Source organism: Rhodoferax sp. GW821-FHT02C08 (assembly GCF_059421805.1).
This window is the reverse complement of sequence record NZ_JBWKVR010000001.1, coordinates 20,708-40,900: the sequence shown is the minus strand read 5'-3', so window position 1 is coordinate 40,900 and position 20,193 is coordinate 20,708. Positions and strand designations below refer to the sequence as shown.

At 63.9% G+C, this 20,193-nt stretch carries 20 protein-coding genes; 10 read left to right on the top strand and 10 right to left on the bottom strand.

Going from position 1 to position 20,193, the window contains the following annotated elements:
* The first annotated feature begins 38 nt into the window (after nucleotides 1-38).
* Nucleotides 39-389: a hypothetical protein gene (locus AC07VY_RS00200; protein WP_495096063.1), complete on the top strand. Its 351-nt coding sequence runs from the start codon at nucleotides 39-41 to the stop codon at nucleotides 387-389.
* 194 nt (nucleotides 390-583) lie between these two features.
* Here the strand turns inward: AC07VY_RS00200 and AC07VY_RS00195 are convergent, their stop codons facing one another.
* Nucleotides 584-892 carry a BON domain-containing protein gene (locus AC07VY_RS00195; RefSeq protein ID WP_495075476.1) on the bottom strand — a complete coding sequence of 103 codons (309 nt, stop codon included), beginning with the start codon at nucleotides 890-892 and terminating at the stop codon, nucleotides 584-586.
* Nucleotides 893-1,282: 390 nt separating this feature from the next.
* On the opposite strand from AC07VY_RS00195, the gene AC07VY_RS00190 reads away from it, so the two are divergent.
* The gene (locus AC07VY_RS00190; protein WP_495075474.1) at nucleotides 1,283-1,795 is read left to right on the top strand and encodes a GAF domain-containing protein; all 513 of its coding nucleotides are present in this window, start codon (nucleotides 1,283-1,285) and stop codon (nucleotides 1,793-1,795) included.
* Between the two features lie 16 nt (nucleotides 1,796-1,811).
* On the opposite strand, the gene AC07VY_RS00185 is transcribed toward AC07VY_RS00190, so the two are convergent.
* The 4 genes from AC07VY_RS00185 to AC07VY_RS00170 form a co-directional block, all read right to left on the bottom strand.
* On the bottom strand, nucleotides 1,812-2,519 hold the full coding sequence (locus tag AC07VY_RS00185) for a hypothetical protein (RefSeq protein ID WP_495096064.1): 708 nt from the start codon (nucleotides 2,517-2,519) through the stop codon (nucleotides 1,812-1,814).
* A gap of 248 nt (nucleotides 2,520-2,767) precedes the next feature.
* Entirely contained in the window at nucleotides 2,768-3,076 is a 309-nt protein-coding gene (locus AC07VY_RS00180; RefSeq protein ID WP_495096065.1) for a BON domain-containing protein, read from the bottom strand.
* A gap of 190 nt (nucleotides 3,077-3,266) precedes the next feature.
* Nucleotides 3,267-4,982: an FAD-dependent oxidoreductase gene (locus AC07VY_RS00175; RefSeq protein WP_495096066.1), complete on the bottom strand. Its 1,716-nt coding sequence runs from the start codon at nucleotides 4,980-4,982 to the stop codon at nucleotides 3,267-3,269.
* A gap of 1 nt (nucleotide 4,983) precedes the next feature.
* The gene (locus tag AC07VY_RS00170; RefSeq protein WP_495096067.1) at nucleotides 4,984-5,778 is read right to left on the bottom strand and encodes a shikimate dehydrogenase family protein; all 795 of its coding nucleotides are present in this window, start codon (nucleotides 5,776-5,778) and stop codon (nucleotides 4,984-4,986) included.
* A 125-nt stretch (nucleotides 5,779-5,903) separates the two neighbouring features.
* On the opposite strand from AC07VY_RS00170, the gene AC07VY_RS00165 reads away from it, so the two are divergent.
* The 5 genes from AC07VY_RS00165 (at nucleotide 5,904) to AC07VY_RS00145 (ending at nucleotide 11,407) form a co-directional block, all read left to right on the top strand.
* Nucleotides 5,904-6,725 (top strand): IclR family transcriptional regulator, encoded by an 822-nt coding sequence (locus AC07VY_RS00165; protein ID WP_495096068.1) that lies wholly within the window; start codon nucleotides 5,904-5,906, stop codon nucleotides 6,723-6,725.
* Nucleotides 6,726-6,728: 3 nt separating this feature from the next.
* On the top strand, nucleotides 6,729-8,402 hold the full coding sequence (locus AC07VY_RS00160; RefSeq protein WP_495096069.1) for an FAD-dependent oxidoreductase: 1,674 nt from the start codon (nucleotides 6,729-6,731) through the stop codon (nucleotides 8,400-8,402).
* A gap of 68 nt (nucleotides 8,403-8,470) precedes the next feature.
* Nucleotides 8,471-9,097, top strand: coding sequence for an NIPSNAP family protein (locus AC07VY_RS00155; RefSeq protein ID WP_495096070.1), 627 nt, complete (start codon nucleotides 8,471-8,473; stop codon nucleotides 9,095-9,097).
* A gap of 13 nt (nucleotides 9,098-9,110) precedes the next feature.
* Nucleotides 9,111-9,914: a sugar phosphate isomerase/epimerase family protein gene (locus tag AC07VY_RS00150; RefSeq protein ID WP_495096071.1), complete on the top strand. Its 804-nt coding sequence runs from the start codon at nucleotides 9,111-9,113 to the stop codon at nucleotides 9,912-9,914.
* An 80-nt stretch (nucleotides 9,915-9,994) separates the two neighbouring features.
* Entirely contained in the window at nucleotides 9,995-11,407 is a 1,413-nt protein-coding gene (locus tag AC07VY_RS00145) for an MBL fold metallo-hydrolase RNA specificity domain-containing protein (protein WP_495096072.1), read from the top strand.
* 96 nt (nucleotides 11,408-11,503) lie between these two features.
* On the opposite strand, the gene AC07VY_RS00140 is transcribed toward AC07VY_RS00145, so the two are convergent.
* Entirely contained in the window at nucleotides 11,504-13,708 is a 2,205-nt protein-coding gene (locus AC07VY_RS00140) for a LamG-like jellyroll fold domain-containing protein (RefSeq protein ID WP_495096073.1), read from the bottom strand.
* 273 nt (nucleotides 13,709-13,981) lie between these two features.
* On the opposite strand from AC07VY_RS00140, the gene AC07VY_RS00135 reads away from it, so the two are divergent.
* The 3 genes from AC07VY_RS00135 to AC07VY_RS00125 all read left to right on the top strand — a co-directional run bounded on the left by AC07VY_RS00135 (nucleotide 13,982) and on the right by AC07VY_RS00125 (nucleotide 16,594).
* Nucleotides 13,982-15,640, top strand: a complete 1,659-nt coding sequence (locus tag AC07VY_RS00135; protein ID WP_495096074.1) for a Na/Pi cotransporter family protein — start codon at nucleotides 13,982-13,984, stop codon at nucleotides 15,638-15,640.
* Between the two features lie 179 nt (nucleotides 15,641-15,819).
* Complete coding sequence (locus AC07VY_RS00130; RefSeq protein WP_495096075.1) at nucleotides 15,820-16,161, top strand: zinc ribbon domain-containing protein YjdM; 342 nt, start codon at nucleotides 15,820-15,822, stop codon at nucleotides 16,159-16,161.
* Nucleotides 16,162-16,201: 40 nt separating this feature from the next.
* Nucleotides 16,202-16,594: a VOC family protein gene (locus AC07VY_RS00125; protein WP_495096076.1), complete on the top strand. Its 393-nt coding sequence runs from the start codon at nucleotides 16,202-16,204 to the stop codon at nucleotides 16,592-16,594.
* A gap of 45 nt (nucleotides 16,595-16,639) precedes the next feature.
* On the opposite strand, the gene AC07VY_RS00120 is transcribed toward AC07VY_RS00125, so the two are convergent.
* The 4 genes from AC07VY_RS00120 to thrC form a co-directional block, all read right to left on the bottom strand.
* The gene (locus AC07VY_RS00120) at nucleotides 16,640-16,891 is read right to left on the bottom strand and encodes a MoaD/ThiS family protein (RefSeq protein ID WP_495096077.1); all 252 of its coding nucleotides are present in this window, start codon (nucleotides 16,889-16,891) and stop codon (nucleotides 16,640-16,642) included.
* Entirely contained in the window at nucleotides 16,888-18,114 is a 1,227-nt protein-coding gene (locus tag AC07VY_RS00115) for a molybdopterin molybdotransferase MoeA (protein WP_495096078.1), read from the bottom strand. Before AC07VY_RS00115 ends, AC07VY_RS00120 begins: the two co-directional genes overlap by 4 nt.
* Nucleotides 18,111-18,641, bottom strand: a complete 531-nt coding sequence (mobB, locus tag AC07VY_RS00110) for a molybdopterin-guanine dinucleotide biosynthesis protein B (RefSeq protein ID WP_495096105.1) — start codon at nucleotides 18,639-18,641, stop codon at nucleotides 18,111-18,113. The genes AC07VY_RS00115 and mobB overlap by 4 nt, the downstream gene beginning before the upstream one ends.
* Nucleotides 18,642-18,761: 120 nt before the next feature.
* On the bottom strand, nucleotides 18,762-20,189 hold the full coding sequence (thrC, locus tag AC07VY_RS00105; RefSeq protein ID WP_495096079.1) for a threonine synthase: 1,428 nt from the start codon (nucleotides 20,187-20,189) through the stop codon (nucleotides 18,762-18,764).
* Nucleotides 20,190-20,193: the final 4 nt, after the last annotated feature.

Genomic DNA, 20,193 nt, shown 5'->3' with positions numbered 1-20,193 from the left:
TTAGGTGCCTCAAACTTTGCCTACCGAACGCCACCGAAATGCACAAGCCGCTCCAAGACTCAACGCAAGCACTTCTTTCGCTTTCGATACAAGAACTCCGCGCCATCTCCGTAGCAGTCGCGGAATCATGCAAGTCCGAGCCTTTAGATGAACCTAAGTTTGCGGAAAAATACGGCATCACCAGAGACTTCATGCGTAACATCTGGTCTGAACTTACGTCAGAGCCAAGTGTGGGGCGTCAAACCAACGAGTTGCTCGGCGCATGGGAAGACAGTGGAGCCGTGATGGTCCGTGCTATGAACACGTTTGGTGATCCAATTGAACTTGGTGAGCTAGCAGCAAGCGAATTCGCTGATCAGCTGGCGAAGGCTATAAAAGACGCCTCGTGAACACCAGTCAGGCCGAATGTCAGCTCCGGAGAACTGGAACTTCTGGTTTGGGCCCAAGGCTGTCTTTGTGATTACTCCCAAGCGGACGTTAAAACGCAGTAGCAGCCAGCCTCGTCCAACGGCAAAAAGGCCTGCAACGCAAACGTTGCAGGCCTTTGTTTTTGGAACGTGCCCACACGGGGCACAGGTCCGAATTACTCGTTGCTATCGGTGGAGAAGGTGCGCACCGAGCTGTAAGCGTTGTGCACACCAGGCACCGTGCTGGCTACATAGCGGGCCTTGGCTTCTTCTTGCGGGCCTTGGGCCCAGCCGTGCAGGGTGATGCTGCCGTTGTCGGCGGTGACGCTCAGGTCCTTGGCATCGCTGCCCAACTTGCTGCTCAGGGCAGCTTGGACTTGGCCTGCCAGGTCAGCGTCGTTGCCGGCAGCGTGTGCGGGCAGAAAAGCGCCAGCGGTCAGGGCGAACAGGGCAGAAGCGGCGATGCGGTTAAAAGTGTGTGCCATGGTAAAGATCCTTTGGGGTTGTTACACCAAGTTCGGTGCGGTTGGTTGTCGATGGAGCGATCTTCCCAAGCCGCCGCCAATGGCGTGTTGCCACAAGCGCTCGCCCTATTTCAACTGCAACCCAGAGTGAAACCCTGGCAGCTGAATTACTACAAAATTGATAGCTACTTGCGCAGGAATTACCTGCGCTATAGGCAAATTTTCCCTATATTTCTCGAATACAAAGAGGCCGCAGAAAACACGGCCAAGCCGTGGTTTTTTTACGTGATGCGCGTACCGGCTGCACCTCCGCACCAAGCCTGCATCGTGCAGAACATGCAGGCTTTTCGGCCCATGGCAGCAGTGCCCATCCGGAGCCAGCCACAGGAGCCAACATTTAGACTGGCACCCATGTACTTGGATTACGAACCCGACGACTTGGACGTCAAAATTTCGGAGTTGCTGGTCGCCACCAGCGACTCGGCGGACCCCGAACTTCCTGCCGCCGTACCGGAAGTTCTGAAATTGCTGCGCACGCGCTTGGGCATGGATGTGGCCTTCGTGTCCCAAATTGCCAACAACCGCCGCACCTTCATGGCGGTGGACCACGCGCCGGACTTCGCGCCTGTGCAGGCCGGCATGTCCGACCCGGTGGAAGAGAGCTGGTGCCAATGGGTGGTCGAAGGCCGCTTGCCAGAGCGTATGGACGATGCTGCCGCTTACGTCGCGTCAGGGCAGGCACCCGACCCCGGCATCCCCATCGGAACCCACCTGAGCACGCCCGTGCGCCTCTCGGGAGGTGCGGTGTACGGCACCTTGTGCTGCTTCAGCCGCGGCATCCAAGCCGGAGCCGACATAGACCGCCTGCGCTATACGGCCAGCCTGCTCGCAGCCCGGCTGGCACCGGATTCAGTAGCAACTTAGGGCAACGTTTGCCCCATCAGCTTGTAGCGCGAGGCGGGTTTTCAAAGTACGGCAGCAAGGCTGCCGCAGCCTGAATTCTCAGGTGCATTTCTATGCTGGTGTCGCCCATGACATCCAGCAAAAACTGTTTTGGATTCTGCTGTGTTGCAGCATGCGCCAGATCGCTTGCGCCGCCGCCTTTTTCGCTGGTTGCCAACGCCATGCGAGATGTCGTGGTTTTGGCTGCAGCCCCCAGCCGGGCCAAGACCCTTTGAAAATCTGCAGCCTTGATACCCACCAGGCGCGACAGGATGTCTGCCTGGGCATCAGGACTGGGACAGATGTCGAGCCAGGGCTCATCGGAAAAAACGGGGGCCAAATCGGGAGCAATGAACGCCGACCATAGCCCGGTATCTTTCAAGTGAGCCGGAACCATATTGGCGTGCTGGTAATGCCCTGGAGCCGAAGCATCCACCGCAGGCCATATGGCAATGCGCCCCAGCGCAACATGGCCCAAGTAACGCAGGCGCAGGAACTCCAGGAAGCGCCTCGCCTCTAGCACGGGCACCGGTTCAGGAAGCGAAAACCATAACTGGTAACCGTCTGTGCCCGAAACGGCGATAGCCGGTGCGGGCAGCTCCAGATCGGCTTGAACGCCTTGCCACAGTGCCGATAGAACACTCCAATCCGCTGGCCGGGCAAATTCCAGGACCATCGCCCGCACACCCGCTTCGGGGCTGATCAAGCAAGGGGCTTCGGCACTGGCAACGTCGTCTGCGGGACTACCCAAGAGGTAGAGGCGACGCAATTCGGTTTGCAATCTGTTCATGGCGAGAAATGGACAATCGCTTGCTGCAAAAGTCTGACTTTACTTGATGCCCATCGTGGTGATCGGCCTCCAACTCTTTGCCTCGTCTAACGGCAAAAAGGCCTGCAACGCAAACGTTGCAGGCCTTTGTTCTGGAGCATGCCCACATGGGGCACAGGTCCGAATTACTCGTTGCTATCGGTCGAGAACGTACGCACCGAGCTGTAGGCGTTGTGCACACCAGGCACCGTGCTGGCCACATAGCGGGCCTTGGCTTCTTCTTGCGGGCCTTGGGCCCAGCCGTGCAGGGTGATGCTGCCGTTGTCGGCGGTGACGGTCAGGTCCTTGGCATCACTGCCCAACTTGCTGCTCAGCGCAGCTTGGACTTGGCCGGCCAGATCGGCGTCGTTACCGGCAGCGTGTGCGGGCAGAAAAGCGCCAGCGGTCAGGGCGAACAGGGCAGAAGCGGCGATGCGGTTGAAAGTGCGTGTCATGGTGAAGTTCCTTTGGGGTTGTTGCACCATGTTTGGTGCGATGGGGTGATCTTCCCAAGCCACCGCCAACCCCGTGTTGCGAAACCCCACAGGCAGATGTCAACTGCAATCCAGGGTGAAACCCTAGGCCGCCATTCGCTATTAACTTGATAGCTACCAGCGCAGGCATTACCTGCGCTAGAGCCACTTTTTACCTAGATTTCACAGACTGCGCATGGCGCACCGCCAAATACGCGAACACCAGGCCCGGGCCCAGCGTGATGCCGGGCGCGGTGTAGACCCCACCCATGATGGACTGCATATCGTTGCCCACGGCGTACAGGCCGGGGATGGGCGTCTGGTCCTCACCCAGCACGCGCGCATCGGCGTCGGTGGCGAAGCCAGTGGCGGCGCCGATATCACCCGGGTACAGGCGCACCGCGAAGTACGGCGCCTGGCGCAGCGGGCCGAGGTTGGGGTTCTTGCCGCCGGCAGCGGGGTCGCCCATATTCTGGGAATAGGCAGTGCTGCCGCGCTGGAAGTCCGGGTCCACACCGGTTTCGGCATAGTGGTTGATCTGGGCCACGCTGGCTTGCAGGCCTTGCGCATCGAAGCCCAGTTTGTGCGCCAGCGCATCCAGCGTGTCAGCCTGCGCCAGGTAGCCGTCGGCCAGGAAGGGCTCCAAGCCTTTTCCGCCGGGGCGCACCATGCCGATGCCATATTTGCGCAGAGCCACGGCGTCGCACACCAGGTAGGCCGGCAGATTGCCCGGCTGCTGCATGGCCAGGCCGAACAGGTGGTACGAGGTGCTCTCGTTGACGAAGCGCCGGCCTGCCTGGTTCACCGCCAGCATGCCGGGCTTGGCGCGGTCCATCATGAAATGCGGGAACACGGCCGTGCTGCCGTCTGCGCGCAGGCGTTTCGACACCGGCGCCCAGAAGGCCGGGCTCAGGCCGCCTTGCCCATAGTGCGCACCCACATGCTGGGCCAAGCCGTGGGCTTCACCGGTGTGGCCGGGCGCAGACGGGCACCAGTCGGCCGGAACGCCGGGCAGCAGGTCGGCGCGCAGCTGGGCGTTGCGGTTGAAGCCACCGCTGGCCAGCACCAGGCCAGCCCCCACGCCCACCGTGCGGTGCTGGCCGGTTTGCAGCAGGGTCACGGCCGTAATGCCCTGGGCCTCGCGGTGGATGCGCCGCACCGAGGTGTTCAGCGCCAACGTGACATTCGCGTGTTGCGATAAGGAATACAGCAGACGCCCGACCAAGGCATTGCCCATCACCAGCCGCGTGCCGCGCGGGTGGCGCAGCCGGTCCAGCGCGTGGCGGGCCAGCAGCCTGGTCGCCTGCTTGAACGAGCGGAACGACTTACTGAGCGCCAGCAGGTGGTTGATGTCGGTACGGTCCACCATCATGCCGCCGAGCACGGTGAACTCAGGGATGGGCGGGCGGATCAGCGCAAACAGCTCGCCCAGCTGGCGGCCATCGAACGGCAGCGGCTCCAGCGCGCGGCCATTGAGGGTGGAACCGCCCAGGTCAGAGATGTAGTCTGGGTGCTTGGGGTAGGCGCGGTAGTGCACCTCGCTGCGGCTTTCCAGCAGCTCCACCGCCTGCGCGCCGTTATCTAGAAACGCCTGGCGCGATGCCGCCGGGCTGCGCGCGCCGATGGCGTTGTCGAGGTAGCGTTTGGCGTCTGCCAGCGTGTCTGCGGGGTTGACGCTGGCCGCATGCTGCGTGCCCGGAATCCAGGTCGTACCACCTGACCAGGCCGTTGTGCCGCCCACGTACTCTGTGCGTTCAACCAGCAGCACCTTCTGGCCCGCAATGGCCGCAAACAAAGCCGCCGCCATGCCCGCGCCGCCAGCCCCCACGACCACCAGGTCGAAGGCAGAGGATTCGGGCAAAGCCGCCAGGGATGGCAGAAGCTGCATGCTATTGCTCCAAGAGGAAGTCGACCATCAGGTCGCGCACGCGGCCAAACATGTGGGCGCCGGTCATGGTCTGGCAGCCCTGGGCGCGGGCGGCGGCGATCAAGGGGGTGATGGCCGGCGCGGTGATCACGCAGCCGACGAACATGCTGGCTTGCAGCTTGTCGATATCCACCGGAATCGGGTCGCTGGCCTGCATGCCCACCGGGCTGGCGTTGAGCACGATATCAAAGCCCGTGGGGTCGGCCGAGCCGTGCGTGACCGGGCATTTACCCAGGCTGGCCAGGCGGTCCACCAGGGTGCTGCGCCGGGCCGAGTCCGGGTCGAAGATGGCCAGGCTGCTCACGCCGGCCACCACCAGGGCATGGGCAATGGCAGAGCCCGCGCCACCGGCGCCGACCAGCAGGGCTTTCTTGCCGGCAGGTTGGCAGCCGTTGTCTTGCATGGCGGACACAAAACCCAGGCCGTCGAACATGTCGCCGTGCCAGCTGCCGTCGGGGTTGCGGCGCATGGTGTTGACGGTGTGCAGGAAGGCGGCGCGCTCCGAGGTGGTAGCGCATAGGCCATAGCAAGCGAACTTGTGCGGCACGGTGACGATGACGCCGTCCACGTTCTGCGCCAGCGACACGCCATCCAGCCAGGCAGCCAACTCGGCCGGCGCCACATGGGCCGGCATCACATAGGCGTTGTGGCCCCGGTCGTGGAATGCCTGGCTGACGCCGGCGGGTGATTTCACCTGCGCGATCGGGTCGCCCACGATGAAATGCACACGGGTGGCGCCGCTCAAAAGTTCTGACATGCTGAAGTTCTCCGTTGTTCTGGTCGATGCCTAGATCATAAATAAAAGTGGAACACTATTCAATTATTGAATTTTGTTCTAATTTTGTTAAGATCACGTTCTACTGAACAGACGGAGCACGCTGCATGAATGGCGTATTGGAAAGAACCCTGGGCATCCTGGAGCTGCTGTCCCAGCACGGCGGCGGGCTGGAGCTGGCTGCCATTGCCGACCAGCTCGACATCCCCCGCAGCGCGGTACACCGCCTGCTGGCCGACCTGGTGCGCTGCGGCTACGTGCGTCAGACGCGCGACCACGGCGACTACCTGCTGACCACCAAGCTGGTGTCCATGGGCCTGAGCTTCTTGAGCCATACCGGCATCGTCGACATAGCCCAGCCGCTGCTGGACCGCCTGGCCGAAATCTCTGGCGAACTGGTGCGCCTGGCCGTGGTCGACGGCAACCGCCTGACCTGGGTAGCCCGCGCCCAGGGCGCACGCCAAGGCCTGCGCTACGACCCCGACATGGGCAGTGATGCGCGCATCTCCTGCTCGTCCTCAGGCCTGGCCTGGCTGTCCACCATGGACGACGACGCGGCACTGGCCCTGGTGGCCCAGCAGGGCGTCGGCCCGGTAGAAGAATTTGGCCCCAACGCGCCGAAGACCCTGCAAGAGGTGATGACCCAAGTACACGCCACACGCGAACGCGGCTACAGCCTGACGCTGGAAACCTACACCCCCGGCCTGAACGCCATGGCCGCGCCCGTGCGCCTGAACGGCCAGCCCGCGCTAGGCACCATCAGCATCGCCGGCCCGTCGGCCCGCTTCACGCTGGAACGCATGCAGGCCCTGGGTGCCGACCTGGTGTCGCTGGCCGCGCAGCTGGCCTCAGCCAGCAGCGCATCGCCCTTCTTCAACCAGCCGCGCGCTACCGCCGCTGCTAGCCTGAAGAAAATTTACGCAGCCTGATCCATGGCCGCCACTGAAACCTGCGATCTTTTGGTGATCGGCTCCGGCGCTGGCGGTTTGTCCGCCGCCGTCACTGCCGCGCACCTGGGCTTGAAGGTCTTGGTGGTGGAGAAAGAGGCCCAATACGGCGGCACCACCGCCTGGTCGGGTGGCTGGATGTGGATTCCGCGCAACCCGCTGGCGATTGACGCCGGCATCGTTGAGGACATCGCCCAACCCACGGCGTATCTGCGGCAGGAGCTGGGCGCGCAGTTCGACGCAGCGCGGGTCCAGGCCTTCTTGCTACAAGGGCCGCGCATGGTGGAGTTCTTCCGCAGCCAAACCGCACTGCAGTTCATCGACGGCAACAGCGTGCCCGACTTCCACGGTCGCAACCCGTTTGCGGCCAAGGGCGGCCGCTCTCTCTGCGCCGCGCCGTTTGACGGCCGCCGCCTGGGCAAGCACATCCAGCAGCTGAAGCCACCGCTAGCCGAGACCACGCTGTGGGGCATGGGCATTGCGTCCGGAGCGGAGCTGCGGCATTTCTTCAACGCCTTGCGCAAACCCGCATCGCTCTGGTATGTGACCAAGCGGGTACTGCACCACTTCACCGACCTGCTGCGCTACCGGCGCGGCATGCACCTGGTCAACGGCAATGCGCTGGTGGCCGGCCTGGCCGCATCGGCCTTTGCCAAGGGCGTGGAGATTCGCACCAGCAGCCCGGCACAGCGCCTGCTGGTCGAGCATGGCCGCGTGCTCGGCGCGGTGGTCAACAGCACGGAGATACGCGCGCGCCGCGGCGTAGTGCTGGCCTGCGGCGGCTTTCCGCACGACGCAGCGCGCAAGCAGGAACTGCTGGACCACGCACATTGGTCGGCCGCATCGCGCGGCAACACCGGCGACGGCTTGCGCCTGGGCGAATCGGCCGGAGGCCAGGTCGCGCGTGACGCGGTACAGGCCGCAGCGCTGGCGCCGGTGTCGCTGGTGCCGCAGGCGGACGGCAGCTTCGCCCACTTCCCCCACCTGATCGAGCGCGCCAAACCGGGTCTGATTGCGGTGACGGCGAACGGGCGCCGCTTCACCAACGAAGCCGATTCCTACTATGACTTTGTGCGTGGCATGCTGGCCGCCACGCCAGCCGGGGCACCGGTGCAGGCTTGGCTGGTCTGCGACCACGCTTTCATCCGCCACTACGGCCTGGGCGCGGTGAAGCCCGCCCCCATGCCCATGGGCGCCATGCTGCGTAACGGCTACCTGCAACGCGGCAACACTTTGGCAGATCTGGCCCTGGCCTGCGGCATCGACGCGGCGAACTTGCACGCCACAGTACAGCGCTACAACCAGCAGGCGCTGGAAGGCCACGACGCCGACTTCGCCAAGGGTGAGACCCTCTACAACCGCGTGCAGGGCGATGCCGGCGCCGGCCTGGCCAACCCCTGCATGGCGCCACTGGCGCAAGGCCCGTTCTACGCAGTGAAGATCGTCCCCGGCAGCCTAGGCACCTTCGCCGGGCTACGCAGCAATGCCAGCGCACAGGTGCTGGATGCGCGCGGCTATCCCATTCCCGGCCTGTACGCCGGTGGCAACGACATGCACAGCGTGATGGGCGGCAGCTACCCCAGCGGCGGCATCACGCTGGGGCCGGCGATGACGTTTGGCTTCATCGCTGCCCACCACGTAGCGGGTGTGGATTTATAAGAAATCGGCCTCTACCGCAAACACTACCTGCGCAAGCAGCTCTCAATTCAATAGCAAAAGGAACATCCATGTACTACGAACTCGCCACCATGACCCTGCCCTTTGGCACCGCCGGGCAGGCCGCAACCCACGTGCAGACCTACACCACCGCGCCCGAAGCAGGCGGTGAGCTGCTGGGCTGCTGGTTTACCGACATCGGCCAGCTGAACCAGATGATCGTGCTGCGTGGCTTTGCCGACCTGGGCGCGCTGCAAGCCGAGCGCGAGCGCACGCAAAAAAGCGCCGACCCTTTCGGCTGCGGCGGCATCTTCCAAAGCCTGGAGCAGCACAGCTACCAGGGCTTTCCGTGGATGAAGCCGGTGCGGCCGTCTGCAGAATCGGGCATCACCGGCCCGGTGTACGAGATCCGTACCTATGGCATCAAGACCGGCGGCGTGCAGGCCACGATTGATTTGTGGGAGCAGTACGTGCCACCACGCGAAGCGCTGTCGCCCTGCGTGGTGGCGATGGTGGCGCTGGACGGCCCGCTGCGCTTCACCAACATCTGGTCCTACCCCACGCTGGACGCGCGCAGCAAGGCCCGCGCCGACGCAGTGGCCCAGGGCATCTGGCCACCCAAGGGCGGACCTGCGCACCTGACGACGAATATGTTCTCCACCATCGCGATGCCCACCGCGGTATCGCCGCTGAAGTAAGGCGGGGACGGCGATGCGCACCTACTCCCTGGCCTACCTCACCGCCTCTGGCCTCACACCGCCGCAGATGCTGGCCGCTGCAGCGCAGCTGGGCTACCGCCATGTCGGCATGCGGCTGCAGCCCAATATGCCCGGCGCGCCGCACCAGGTCTTGCTGGGCGATGCCGCCATGCTGCGCGAAACCCTGGCGGTGCAGCGCGACACCGGCGTGGGCGTGTTCGACATTGAAATCATCCGCCTCGGCGCGGACTTTGACCCGCAGGCACACCGCCCGCTATTGGAGGCTGGCGCCGCCCTGCAGGCCAAGGCCGTGCTGGTCGCCGGCGACGACCTGGACCTGCCGCGGCTGGCCGACAGCTACGCCCGGCTCTGCGCCTTCATGCAGCCTTATGGCATGACAGCCGACCTGGAATTCATGCCCTGGACCGCCGTGCCCGACGCCCAGGCCGCGCTGCGCACGGTGCGCGCCGCGGGCAGCCCGGCGAATGCCGGCATCCTGGTCGACGCACTGCATTTCGCCCGCTCCAGCACCACGCTGGAGGACCTGCGCGCCCTGCCACGCGAGCTGCTGCACTACGCGCAGATTTGCGATGCGCCTGCCGGCAAAGACTTCACGGTAGAGCAGATGATCCACACCGCACGCTGCGAGCGCCTGCTGCCGGGCGAAGGAGGCATCGACCTGGCCGGTTTGTTCGGCGCGCTGCCAACAGACCTGCCCATCAGCGTCGAGGTGCCGCACCAGCTGCGGGTCGCGCAGCTTGGCGATGTGGAGTGGTCGCGCCTGGCGCTGGAGGCGTCGCGCAAACTGCTGGAATAGGCAGCAGCGGATGGTTTGACCCAGGTCAACACAAGCGCCATCGCCAAGCAGATACTGGACCTCCACTCTGGAGGCTGCGTATGAAGCTGACATTTATCGGGGCCGCGCAAGAAGTCACCGGCTCCTGCTATCTGGTAGAGGCGGAGGTGGAAACTGGCTCACTCAAGTTTCTGGTGGACTGCGGCATGTTCCAGGGCGGGCGCGAAGCCCGGGCGCGCAATCTGCAGGCCTGGACCTTTGACCCGCGGCAGATCGACTTTGTGCTGCTGACCCACGCCCACATCGACCACAGCGGGCTGCTGCCCCGGCTGTCCGCGCTGGGCTTTCGCGGTCCGATCTACGCCACCACGGCCACCGTGGACCTGCTGTCCGTCATGCTGCTCGACAGCGCCTTCATCCAGGAAACCGACTGGGCCCGCGCCCAGCGCAAAAACCACCGCCAGCGCAGGCTGGCGGCCACGCCCGCACCGCTGTACACCGTAGCCCAGGCCCAGGCCTGCCTGGAGCAGCTGAACGGCGTTGCCTACGACGAAGACGTGCAGCCGCATGCCGCCCTGCGCTGCCGCTTTCGCGATGCGGGCCACATCCTAGGCTCGGCCATTCTGGAGCTGTGGCTGACCGAAGGCGCCAAGACCACCAAGCTAGTGTTCTCTGGCGACCTGGGGCAACCCGGGAGGCCCATCGTGCGCGACCCGACCATCATCGACAGCGCCGATGTGCTGCTGGTCGAATCCACCTACGGCGACCGCCTGCACCGGCAGATGAAGGACACCGTGGACGAGCTGGTCCAGGTGGTGGAAGACACGCTGCGCCGGCGCAAAGGCAACATCATCATCCCCGCCTTTGCCCTGGGCCGCACGCAAGAGGTGCTGTGGCTGCTGGCCGACCTGTGCCGACAGGGCCGGCTGCCCAAGCTGAAGGTGTTCGTCGACTCCCCCATGGCCACCAAGGCCACCGAGATCACCTGGCGCCACAAGGAGGTGCTGGACGACGAAACCCGCGCATTCCTGGTGCCCAAGGACACCCTGCCCCGCTGGATCGACCTGCACTTCACGCAAACCGTGGAGGAGTCGATCGCCCTGAATGACATCAAGGCCGGTGCCATCATCCTGTCGGCCAGCGGCATGTGCGATGCGGGCCGTATCAAGCACCACCTGAGCCACAACCTGGGGCGCTCGGAATGCGCCATCGTCATCATCGGCTTCCAGGCCGAAGGCACGCTGGGCCGCAAGCTGGTGGATGGCGCCAAACGCGTGCGCATCTTCGGCGAAGAGCATGTGGTGCGGGCGCAGATCCACACCATCGGCGGGCTCTCGGCCCATGCGGACCAGGCGGCTTTGCTGGGTTGGCTCAAGGGCTTTGCGCGCCCTCCTCAGCGGACCTTCGTGGTCCACGGAGAAGCGCAGACCGCACGCGGGTTTGCCGACCAGATATCCAAAACACTGGGCTGGAACGTGGAGGCCCCGGCGCCCGGCACGCAAGCAGATCTGTGACCGCCTGAACCCGGCACTGGCTGCACCCAAGGTCAAGGGGCAAGGCAACCCCATGCAGCCCTGGCATGCATCAGCTATGGCTGATTGGACTGGCTTTCAGGCGCTCGCCAGCGCTGCAATGTCAGCCGCCGTCAAGGCGCCCTGGTACACCCGGAAATCGTCTACCTTGGCCTTCAGATAAGGGTCGGCCGCGTACTGCGAACGGCCAATCCAGCCGTCCATGCCAGTACCCAGGTGGTAGGGTGCAAGCTTCATATCCGTATTGCTGCCAACGACCGCGCCGTTCAAATACAGCGTGCCCACACCCGCCGACAGGGTGACGGCTACATGGATCCAGCTCCCTACGGGAAACGCGGTATTGCCGTCGATCACCTGCGCGTTGTAGCCGTGGATGGTGTCTATGCAGAAGCGCGGCACGCCTGCCCCATTCCGAACGGTTAGAAACATGCAACGTCGCGGGCCCGAGCCGAAATCGAAAATGCGCGCCCAGGTCGCCGCAGAGTCCAGATACACCCAGGTGGCCATCGTGAAGTCGCTCAAGGTGTCCACGATCCCGGCGGGCAAGGCGACATAGTCGTCCACACCGTCCAGCGCACAGGCACTACCTTCATGGCCCGCGACCCATGCCGCTCCATTGGTCAAGGTTGCCGCCGGCCATTGCGCCGTGCTGTCGGCTGCGGCTGTACCGCTGGCCTCATTGAACTTCAGCTGCAGCGACAGCACCGGGGAGAGAGATACGCTCACAGCATTCGATACCGCGCTCTCGCCGCTGGCCGACACGGCTGTCACCACGTACCAGGATGTGCCCGCCGGCAAGGTGTCGGTCCAGGTCAGCAGGTCGGTGATACCCGAAGCCACGGTCGCATAACTGCCGCCAGCGGAACTGGCACGCTTGACGTTGTACGACGTAGCGTCTGGCGTACCCCACCAGGACAGCACCGCTTGAGTGCCTTGCTGGCGCACGGTCAAGCCCTGCGGAGCGGCACCTGTGAGCGAGTCGCGTGCAAACGTCAGCGTGCCAAAGCCGAGCTGATCCCCGTTGCCACCATCGGTTTCAGGCCGCAGCTGTAGTGCCTCTTGCCCCACGTACTTGGCGGCGATACCACGGCGGCCCTGGTAGTGGTGCAAGGGCATTTCCCACACCGGGCGCAGACTGCCTTGTGCAGCGGTGGACAGGCCCGTGAACACGCCCTGCTTGTCGGCATAGGTCAACCAAGGCACGGTATTGAACACGCCATTGGCATCCCGCAAGTTGGACTTGGCCACGTATTCGGCGCCCGCCAAATAGCGGTTGTTGTCATAGCCGTAGATGTCGTCGCCCTGGTTCCATGCCATCTCACAGAATGCGCCGGCCAAGCCGATGCCTAGCGTGCAGTGCCCCTGGTCGCGCCCGCTCTCCTGCCATTGGCCCAGGTAACCAGGATGCACGTGGTACACCGCCTGCAAGCCGGCACCATTGCCCGCCCCCGACCGGTAGTAGGCCATGGCCTCGTTGTAAATGTCTTCACGGTCGCACAGCACGCCCACGCTGAGTACACAGGCCAGCGCACACTGGTCCCAGTTGGCCCAGTAGTTGGTGATCACCGCATCGTTGTGATTGACCAGGAACCAGCTGCTGAGCGGGTAGAACACCGTCAACATCATGTTCTGGAACTGCGCAAAGTCTGCCGCAGCCCAACCGCTGTAGGTGCGCATGATCTCGGCCGCGTTGGCAAACTGGTAGCCGTAAATGCCTGCCGCGAGATAGCGATCGGCATTGCCCTGGATGGACGTCAGCGTGGACGACCACGCGTTCAGGAACACCACCGCGAGATCGGCGAACCGTGTGTCGCCCGACACCTTCCAGCGCAAGGCCAGTTGGTAGGCTCGGTCAATATCGATGTACATCTGCGCGGAATTATTAGTAGTGCCGCGGTACACCGTGGCCAGGGGGCGTGGCGTCGCACCCAGCTGGCTGCGGCCATTCGCCGTGAGCGCATTCCAACCCGCAAGCCAGGGCTGGGCCTGGGCCGCGACCTTGTCCCGCATGCGCGTGAAGTCCGCTTCGGTATGCAGCAAACCCGGGTGTGCGAAGACTCTTGCGGTGGCAGTTGTGTTGTCCACCTGTGTCGTGCCCGCGTCGCTGCTAGCGAGCAGCGTGGCGGAGCCGCTCGTTGTACTTGCGGAGCTTGCCGCAGCAGAGTCGCCCGCCCCATTGGCGGAGCTGCCGCACCCGGCCAGCCCGAACACCGCCATGCCGACAGCTGAAGAAATCACGGTTCGCCGCTTGAGCTGGATGGCGGGGGCTTGGGTTCTCGGCATATCGACTCCTATGTATATGGGCGGTAGTGAAAAAAAACATCCAGACTGGCATCCACCCTGCGCGGGGCCTGTCTGTCTCTTCAGCAAACTTGCTTTTGTACTTGAACTGCAAACACAAATTTACATTTACACACATCCTACATGAGCCAATATGAGCCTCATCCATTCTTTACACAAGAAAATCGGGGTGCCCCCATGGCGCCTCCCGGCCAATCCATGGCGTCCCCATGCCAAATACAACAGCGCTGCGGCGTATAGTTGCCGGCTAACCCTATGAAGCATCTCCTTAATTTATTGGCGGCCATTGCGCTGCTTGTGTGGGGCACCCACCTGGTACGGACCGGTGTGCTGCGTGTATTCGGCGCCAACCTGCGGCAAATCCTGGCCAACAGCATGGGCAACCGTTTCACCGCCGCCCTATCGGGCATAGGCGTGACGGCATTGGTGCAGTCCAGCACAGCCACCTCGTTAATGACATCCTCCTTCGTGGGCCAGGGCCTGATCACCCTGCCCGCCGCACTGGCCGTGATGCGCGGGGCCGACATCGGCACCAGTCTGATGTCGGTGCTGTTTTCCTTCGACCTGTCGTGGCTGTCGCCGCTGTTCATCTTTGTCGGCGTGGTGCTGTTCCTGTCCAGCAAGGACGGTACGCCCGGGCGCATCGGCCGGGTGCTGATCGGCCTGGGCCTGATGCTGCTGGCCCTGCGTTTGGTGGTGGACGCCACCGAGCCGCTGCTGGCCTCACCCGCCATACGCGGGCTGCTGAGCGCCGTCAGCAGCGACGTGGTGCTGGAGATCTTCCTCGGCATGCTGCTGGCCATACTGGCCTACTCCAGCCTGGCGGTGGTGCTGCTGATTGCGGCGCTGGCCGCCTCGCATGTGATCCACCTGGACGTAGCGCTGGGCCTGGTGCTGGGTGCCAACCTGGGCAGTGGCGCGCTGGCAGTACTGACCACGGCCAAGTCGGCCATCGAGGTGCGCCAGGTCACCGTGGGCAACCTGGTGTTCAAGATCATGGGCGTGGTGCTTGTGGCGCCGTTCATCGGCCTGTGGCTGCGCCATGTGCAGCCCTCCATGCCCGACACCACGCAGGGTGTGGTGCTGTTCCACCTGGCCTTCAACGTGGCCATGAGCCTGGCCTTTATTTTCCTGACCCAGCTAGTGGCCAAGGCCATGGAAAAGCTGCTGCCCAAACCCCTGCCCTCCGCATCCCAGATGCGGCCGCGACATCTGGACCCGTCCGCCCTGTCCACGCCCTCGCTGGCCATCTCCTGTGCCGCGCGCGAAGCCCTGCACCAGGCCGATGTGGTGGAAACCATGCTGCGCGGCGTGATGGAAGTGATCAGCCACGACGACGAGGCCCTGGCCAAGGAGCTGTGCAAGCTGGACGACACGGTGGACGAGCTGTACTCAGCCATCAAGTACTACCTGACCAAGATATCGCGTGAAGCCCTGGCCGAAGCCGAGAGCCGACGCTGGACCGACATCATCAGCTTCACCATCAATATGGAACAGATCGGCGACATCATCGAGCGTGTGCTGATCGACGTACAGGACAAGAAGATACGCCCCCGGCGCAACTTCTCAGAAGCCGGCCTGCAGGAAATCGGCGAGCTGCACGCCCGCCTGCTGGACAACCTGCGCCTGTCCATGAGCGTGTTCCTCAACGGCAATGTGCACGACGCCAAAAAGCTGCTGGAGGAAAAAGCCCGCTTCCGCGACCTGGAGCACGCCTACTCGCGGTCCCACTTGGTACGGCTGACGGACAACACCCTGTCCAGCATCGAAACCAGCTCGCTGCACATCGACCTGATCAGCGAGCTCAAGCGCATCAACTCGCACATCTGCTCCATTGCCTACCCCATCCTGGATTCGGCCGGCGCCCTGGCCCCGAACCGCCTGCGCAACTCCAAGCTGGCCGAGCTGGAATAGCCGGCGGGCGTTAGCACTGCATCTCGGACAGGGATGCAGGCTTGCTCTCAAATGAATAGCAGCTACCGCAGATTCTTTCTACGGTAGCAGACAATTTGGCTTGGGATCTCCGTTCACCCTAGGCGAACTAGAGCCACCACTCCCCCCAAGATCAACCACTCACCCAAGACCAAAATAACATGAGCAACTTACCCCCCTGCCCCCAATGCGGCTCCGCCTTCACCTACGAAGACGGCATTCTGTTCATGTGCCCAGAATGCGCGCACGAGTGGCCGCAGAAGGCCGCAGAAGACAGCGCTGAAAAAGAACGCGTCGTCCGCGACGCCCATGGCAACGTGCTGGCCGATGGCGATGCTGTCACCCTGGTCAAAGACCTGAAGGTCAAAGGCTCCTCCCTCGTCATCAAAGTGGGCACCAAGGTCAAAAGCATCCGCATCATCGAAGGCGACCACGACATTGACTGCAAGATCGACGGCGTGGGCGCGATGCAATTGAAGTCGGAGTTTGTGAAAAAGGCATAGGGCCTGGCAGGGCTAATACCAACACAAACAGAGGAGTTCCATGAAACTTGGCTACACCATCATCTACGTGCCAGATGTCTCCGCCTCGTTGACATTCTTCGAGCAGGCATTTGGATTGAAGCGAAAGTTTCTCCACGAGAGCGGCACTTACGGCGAACTGGATACCGGGGAAACCACGCTGTCGTTCGCTGCGCACGCACTCGGAGACATGAACTTTCCGGGCGGCCATGTGCACGCAGACACATCCTTGCAACCGCTGGGTTTTGAAGTCGCTCTGGTCACAGAAAATGTGCCATCCGCCCATGCACAAGCGGTAAACGCCGGCGCCACCGAGTTGGCCGCGCCGCAAGTCAAACCCTGGGGACAAACGGTTTCATACGTGCGCTGCCCCGACGGCGTGCTCGTCGAACTTTGCTCACCGATTACTGGCTGAGCCCTATAAAAGCCGCACAGCCCATATGGGTGTGCCCCCACCTAACTATCCCCCCGTCACTGGTGGGAAAAATGCTACCTCGGCCCCCTCTACCAAGGCAGCCTGCCCATCCACCATCACCTGGTTCAGCGCGGCGCGCACAGCGCGACCAGGGGCTAGGCTGCTGGCGTAGGCACCGCCGCGTGCCACCAGCTCATCTCGCAGGGCCTGCACGGTGGGCGCGTCGGTTTCGATAACTTCGCGGCCCTGGCCCAGGGCTTCGCGGATGGAGGCGAAGTACTTCACAGTGAGCTTCATGCCTGCAACTCTGCCAATGAAATGAAACGCACCATGTCGCCATGGGCAATGGTCTGGCCGGCCGGGTTGTCCACCACGCCGTCGCCCCAGGCGGCGGAGGTCAGCACGCCAGAGCTTTGGTTGGCGAACAGGTCCAGGCCGCCGGCCGCGTTGCGCCGCACGCGCAAAAATTCGCGGCGTTGGTCGGCGCGGGGCCAGTTGAAATGCGCGGGCAGTGCCATGGCCTGCGGCACCAGCTGGGTCGCACCCTGCAGCCGCAGCAGGAAGGGGCGCACCAACACCAGGAAAGTGATGTAGCTGGACACCGGGTTGCCCGGCAGACCGATGAAGTGGGCGCCGCCCACCCGGCCACAGGCAAACGGCTTACCGGGCTTGATGGCGATCTGCCACAGATTCAGCTGGCCCAGGGCCTGCACAGCGGGTTTGACATGGTCTTCCTCACCCACCGACACGCCGCCGCTGGTCAGTATCAGGTCGTGCGCCTGGCTGGCATCGCGCAGCGCTTGCTCGGTAGCGGCGCGCTGGTCCGGCACGATGCCGTAGTCGGTCACCACGCAGCCCAGACGCTGCAGCAGGGCACGCAGAAAGAAGCGATTCGAGTTGTAGATAGCGCCGGGCCGCATAGCCTGTGGCGCCACTTCGCCGGGCATGACCAGTTCGTCACCGGTGGAAAACAGCGCCACCCTTGGGCGCCGCGCCACCGGCAGCTGGTCCATGCCAATACTGGCCGCCAGCGCAGTAGATGCGGGCGTGAGGCGCTCACCTTTCGATAGCACCACGGCGCCCTTGGCCACGTCTTCGCCAGCCCGACGCAGCCACTGGCCGGGCTGGGGTGGGCGCAGCACGCGGATGCTTTGGTCGGGCAGGACTTCGCAGTCTTCCTGCATCACTACCGCGTCGGCACCAAAGGGAATCGGTGCTCCGGTAAAGATGCGCGCCGCCGTACCTGCCTGCAGGGCCAGCGCCGGGCTGCCGGCGGCTACGCGTTGGGAAACCGGCAAGCTGGCTGCACCCGCCAGGTCCGCACAGCGCAGGGCATAGCCGTCCATGGCGCTGTTGTCGTGCGCGGGCACTTGCAGCGCCGACACCAGGTCTTGCGCCAGCACGCGGCTGTCGGCATCGAAGGTGGACACCTGCTCCACCCCGGCCAGGGGCTGCGCCTGGGCCAGCAGCTGGGCCAGGGCGTCGTCCAGCGGCATCAAAGGAGCGCGGGGTCGGGTCATGTCGGGGCCTTGTAGACAAACAGAGGGGCGTGCTGCAGCAGCCAGGCGACTACAGCGTCGGGGTCGTTCAGGTCCAGCACCGGGTGCGGGCTGGGCTCGGGCAATGTGTCGGCGGCCACGTCGGTGGCTATGGCCACGATGTGCGGGTCCGCCGGGTACTGCACCGGTTGCTGCGCGGCGGCGCGCCAGACTTCGATCTTGGGCAGGTCGCTGGACTTGAAGCCCTCGACCAGCACCCAGTCCACGCTGGGGCTGAGTTCGGCGATCAGCGCATGCACCGACAGCTCTTCGGGTTGTTCGAATTCGCGCACCAGGGCCAGGCGCCGGTCGGAGGCCACCACCACCTCGAAGGCGCCGGCCTGGCGGTGCCGCCAGCTGTCCTTACCGGGGTGGTCGATGTCGAATTTGTGGTGCGCATGCTTGGCCACGGACACCCGCAGGCCCTGCTGCTTGAGACGAGGAATCAGCTGCTCCACCAGGGTGGTTTTACCCGACCCGGAAAAGCCCGCGAAGACGACGGCCTTCACGTTGTGGCGCGACGCAGAGGCCAGAAACACCGTGGAACCGGCTTTGCCGGGCCACTGGTGTTGCCCCCTGCAAGGGGGTTGGAGGCCACGCGCAGCGGGCAAGCCTGGGGGTGTCCCATGTTAGCTACAAGTCTTCTCGATCAGCGCCTTCACCAGCGTCACATCGGCGGGCAGGTTCAGCACGCGCTTGGGCAGGGCTTCGATGCCTTCGAACTGCACGGGACGCTCGGGTTCACGGCCCAGGGCTTCGACGATGGTGGCGGCGAACTTGATCGGCAGCGCCGTCTCCAGCACGATCATCGGTGTGCCGATTTGTAAGTGCTCCAGCGCCACCTTCAGACCGTCGGCCGTGTGCGTGTCGATGACCATGCCATGGCGGTCTGCCGTGTCGCGGATGGTGGCCAGGCGGTCGGCATGCGTGCTCTTGCCGCTGACGAAACCGTAGCGCGCGGCCGCGTCCTTGAACGCCGGATCAGCGCTCAAATCGAAGCTGCCGGTGGCGGACAGCTGGGTGCTGAACAAATCCTTGGTGCGCGCGCCATCACGGCCCACCAGGTCGAACACGAAGCGCTCGAAGTTGGAAGCCTTGGAGATATCCATCGAGGGGCTGGAGGTCTCGTGCGTATCGGCGCTGCCGCGCACGCGGTAGACGCCGGTACGGAAGAACTCGTCGAGCACATCGTTCTCGTTGGTGGCCACCACCAGCTGTGCCACCGGCAGACCCATCATGCGGGCTACATGGCCGGCGCAGACGTTACCGAAATTGCCCGAGGGCACGGTGAAGCTGACCTTCTGGTCGTTGGTCTCGGTGGCCTGGATGTAGCCGGCAAAGTAGTAGACCACCTGGGCCAGCAAGCGTGCCCAGTTGATGCTGTTGACGGTGCCGATCTTGTACTTGCGCTTGAAGTCCAGGTCGTTGGACACGGCTTTGACGATGTCCTGGCAGTCGTCGAACACGCCTTCCACAGCGATGTTGATGATGTTCGCGTCCTGCAGGCTGAACATCTGCGCCTGCTGGAACGGGCTCATGCGGCCGGCCGGCGAGGTCATGAAGACGCGCACGCCCTTCTTGCCGCGCATCGCGTATTCGGCCGCGCTGCCGGTGTCGCCGCTGGTGGCACCCAGGATGTTCAGCTCTTCGCCGCGCCGCGCCAGCTCGTACTCGAACAAATTGCCCAGCAGCTGCATCGCCATGTCCTTGAAGGCCAGGGTCGGGCCATTCGACAGGGCTTCCAGGTAGACGCCGTTTTCCACATGGCGCAGGGGCACGATCTCGCCAGTGCCGAACACCTGGGCGGTATAGGTCTTGCGGCACAGGGCGCGCAGGTCGTCGGCCGGGATGTCGTCGATATACAGCGACAAAATTTCAAACGCCAGCTCGGCATAGCCTTGCTCGTGGTAGACCTTGCGCCAGCGCGTCAGGGTGGTGTTGTCCACCTGCGGGTACTGCACCGGCAGGTACAGGCCGCCATCGGGCGCCAGGCCTTCGAGCAGGATTTCACAGAACTTGCGCGGCGTGGCGTCGCCACGGGTGGAGATGTAGTGCATGAAT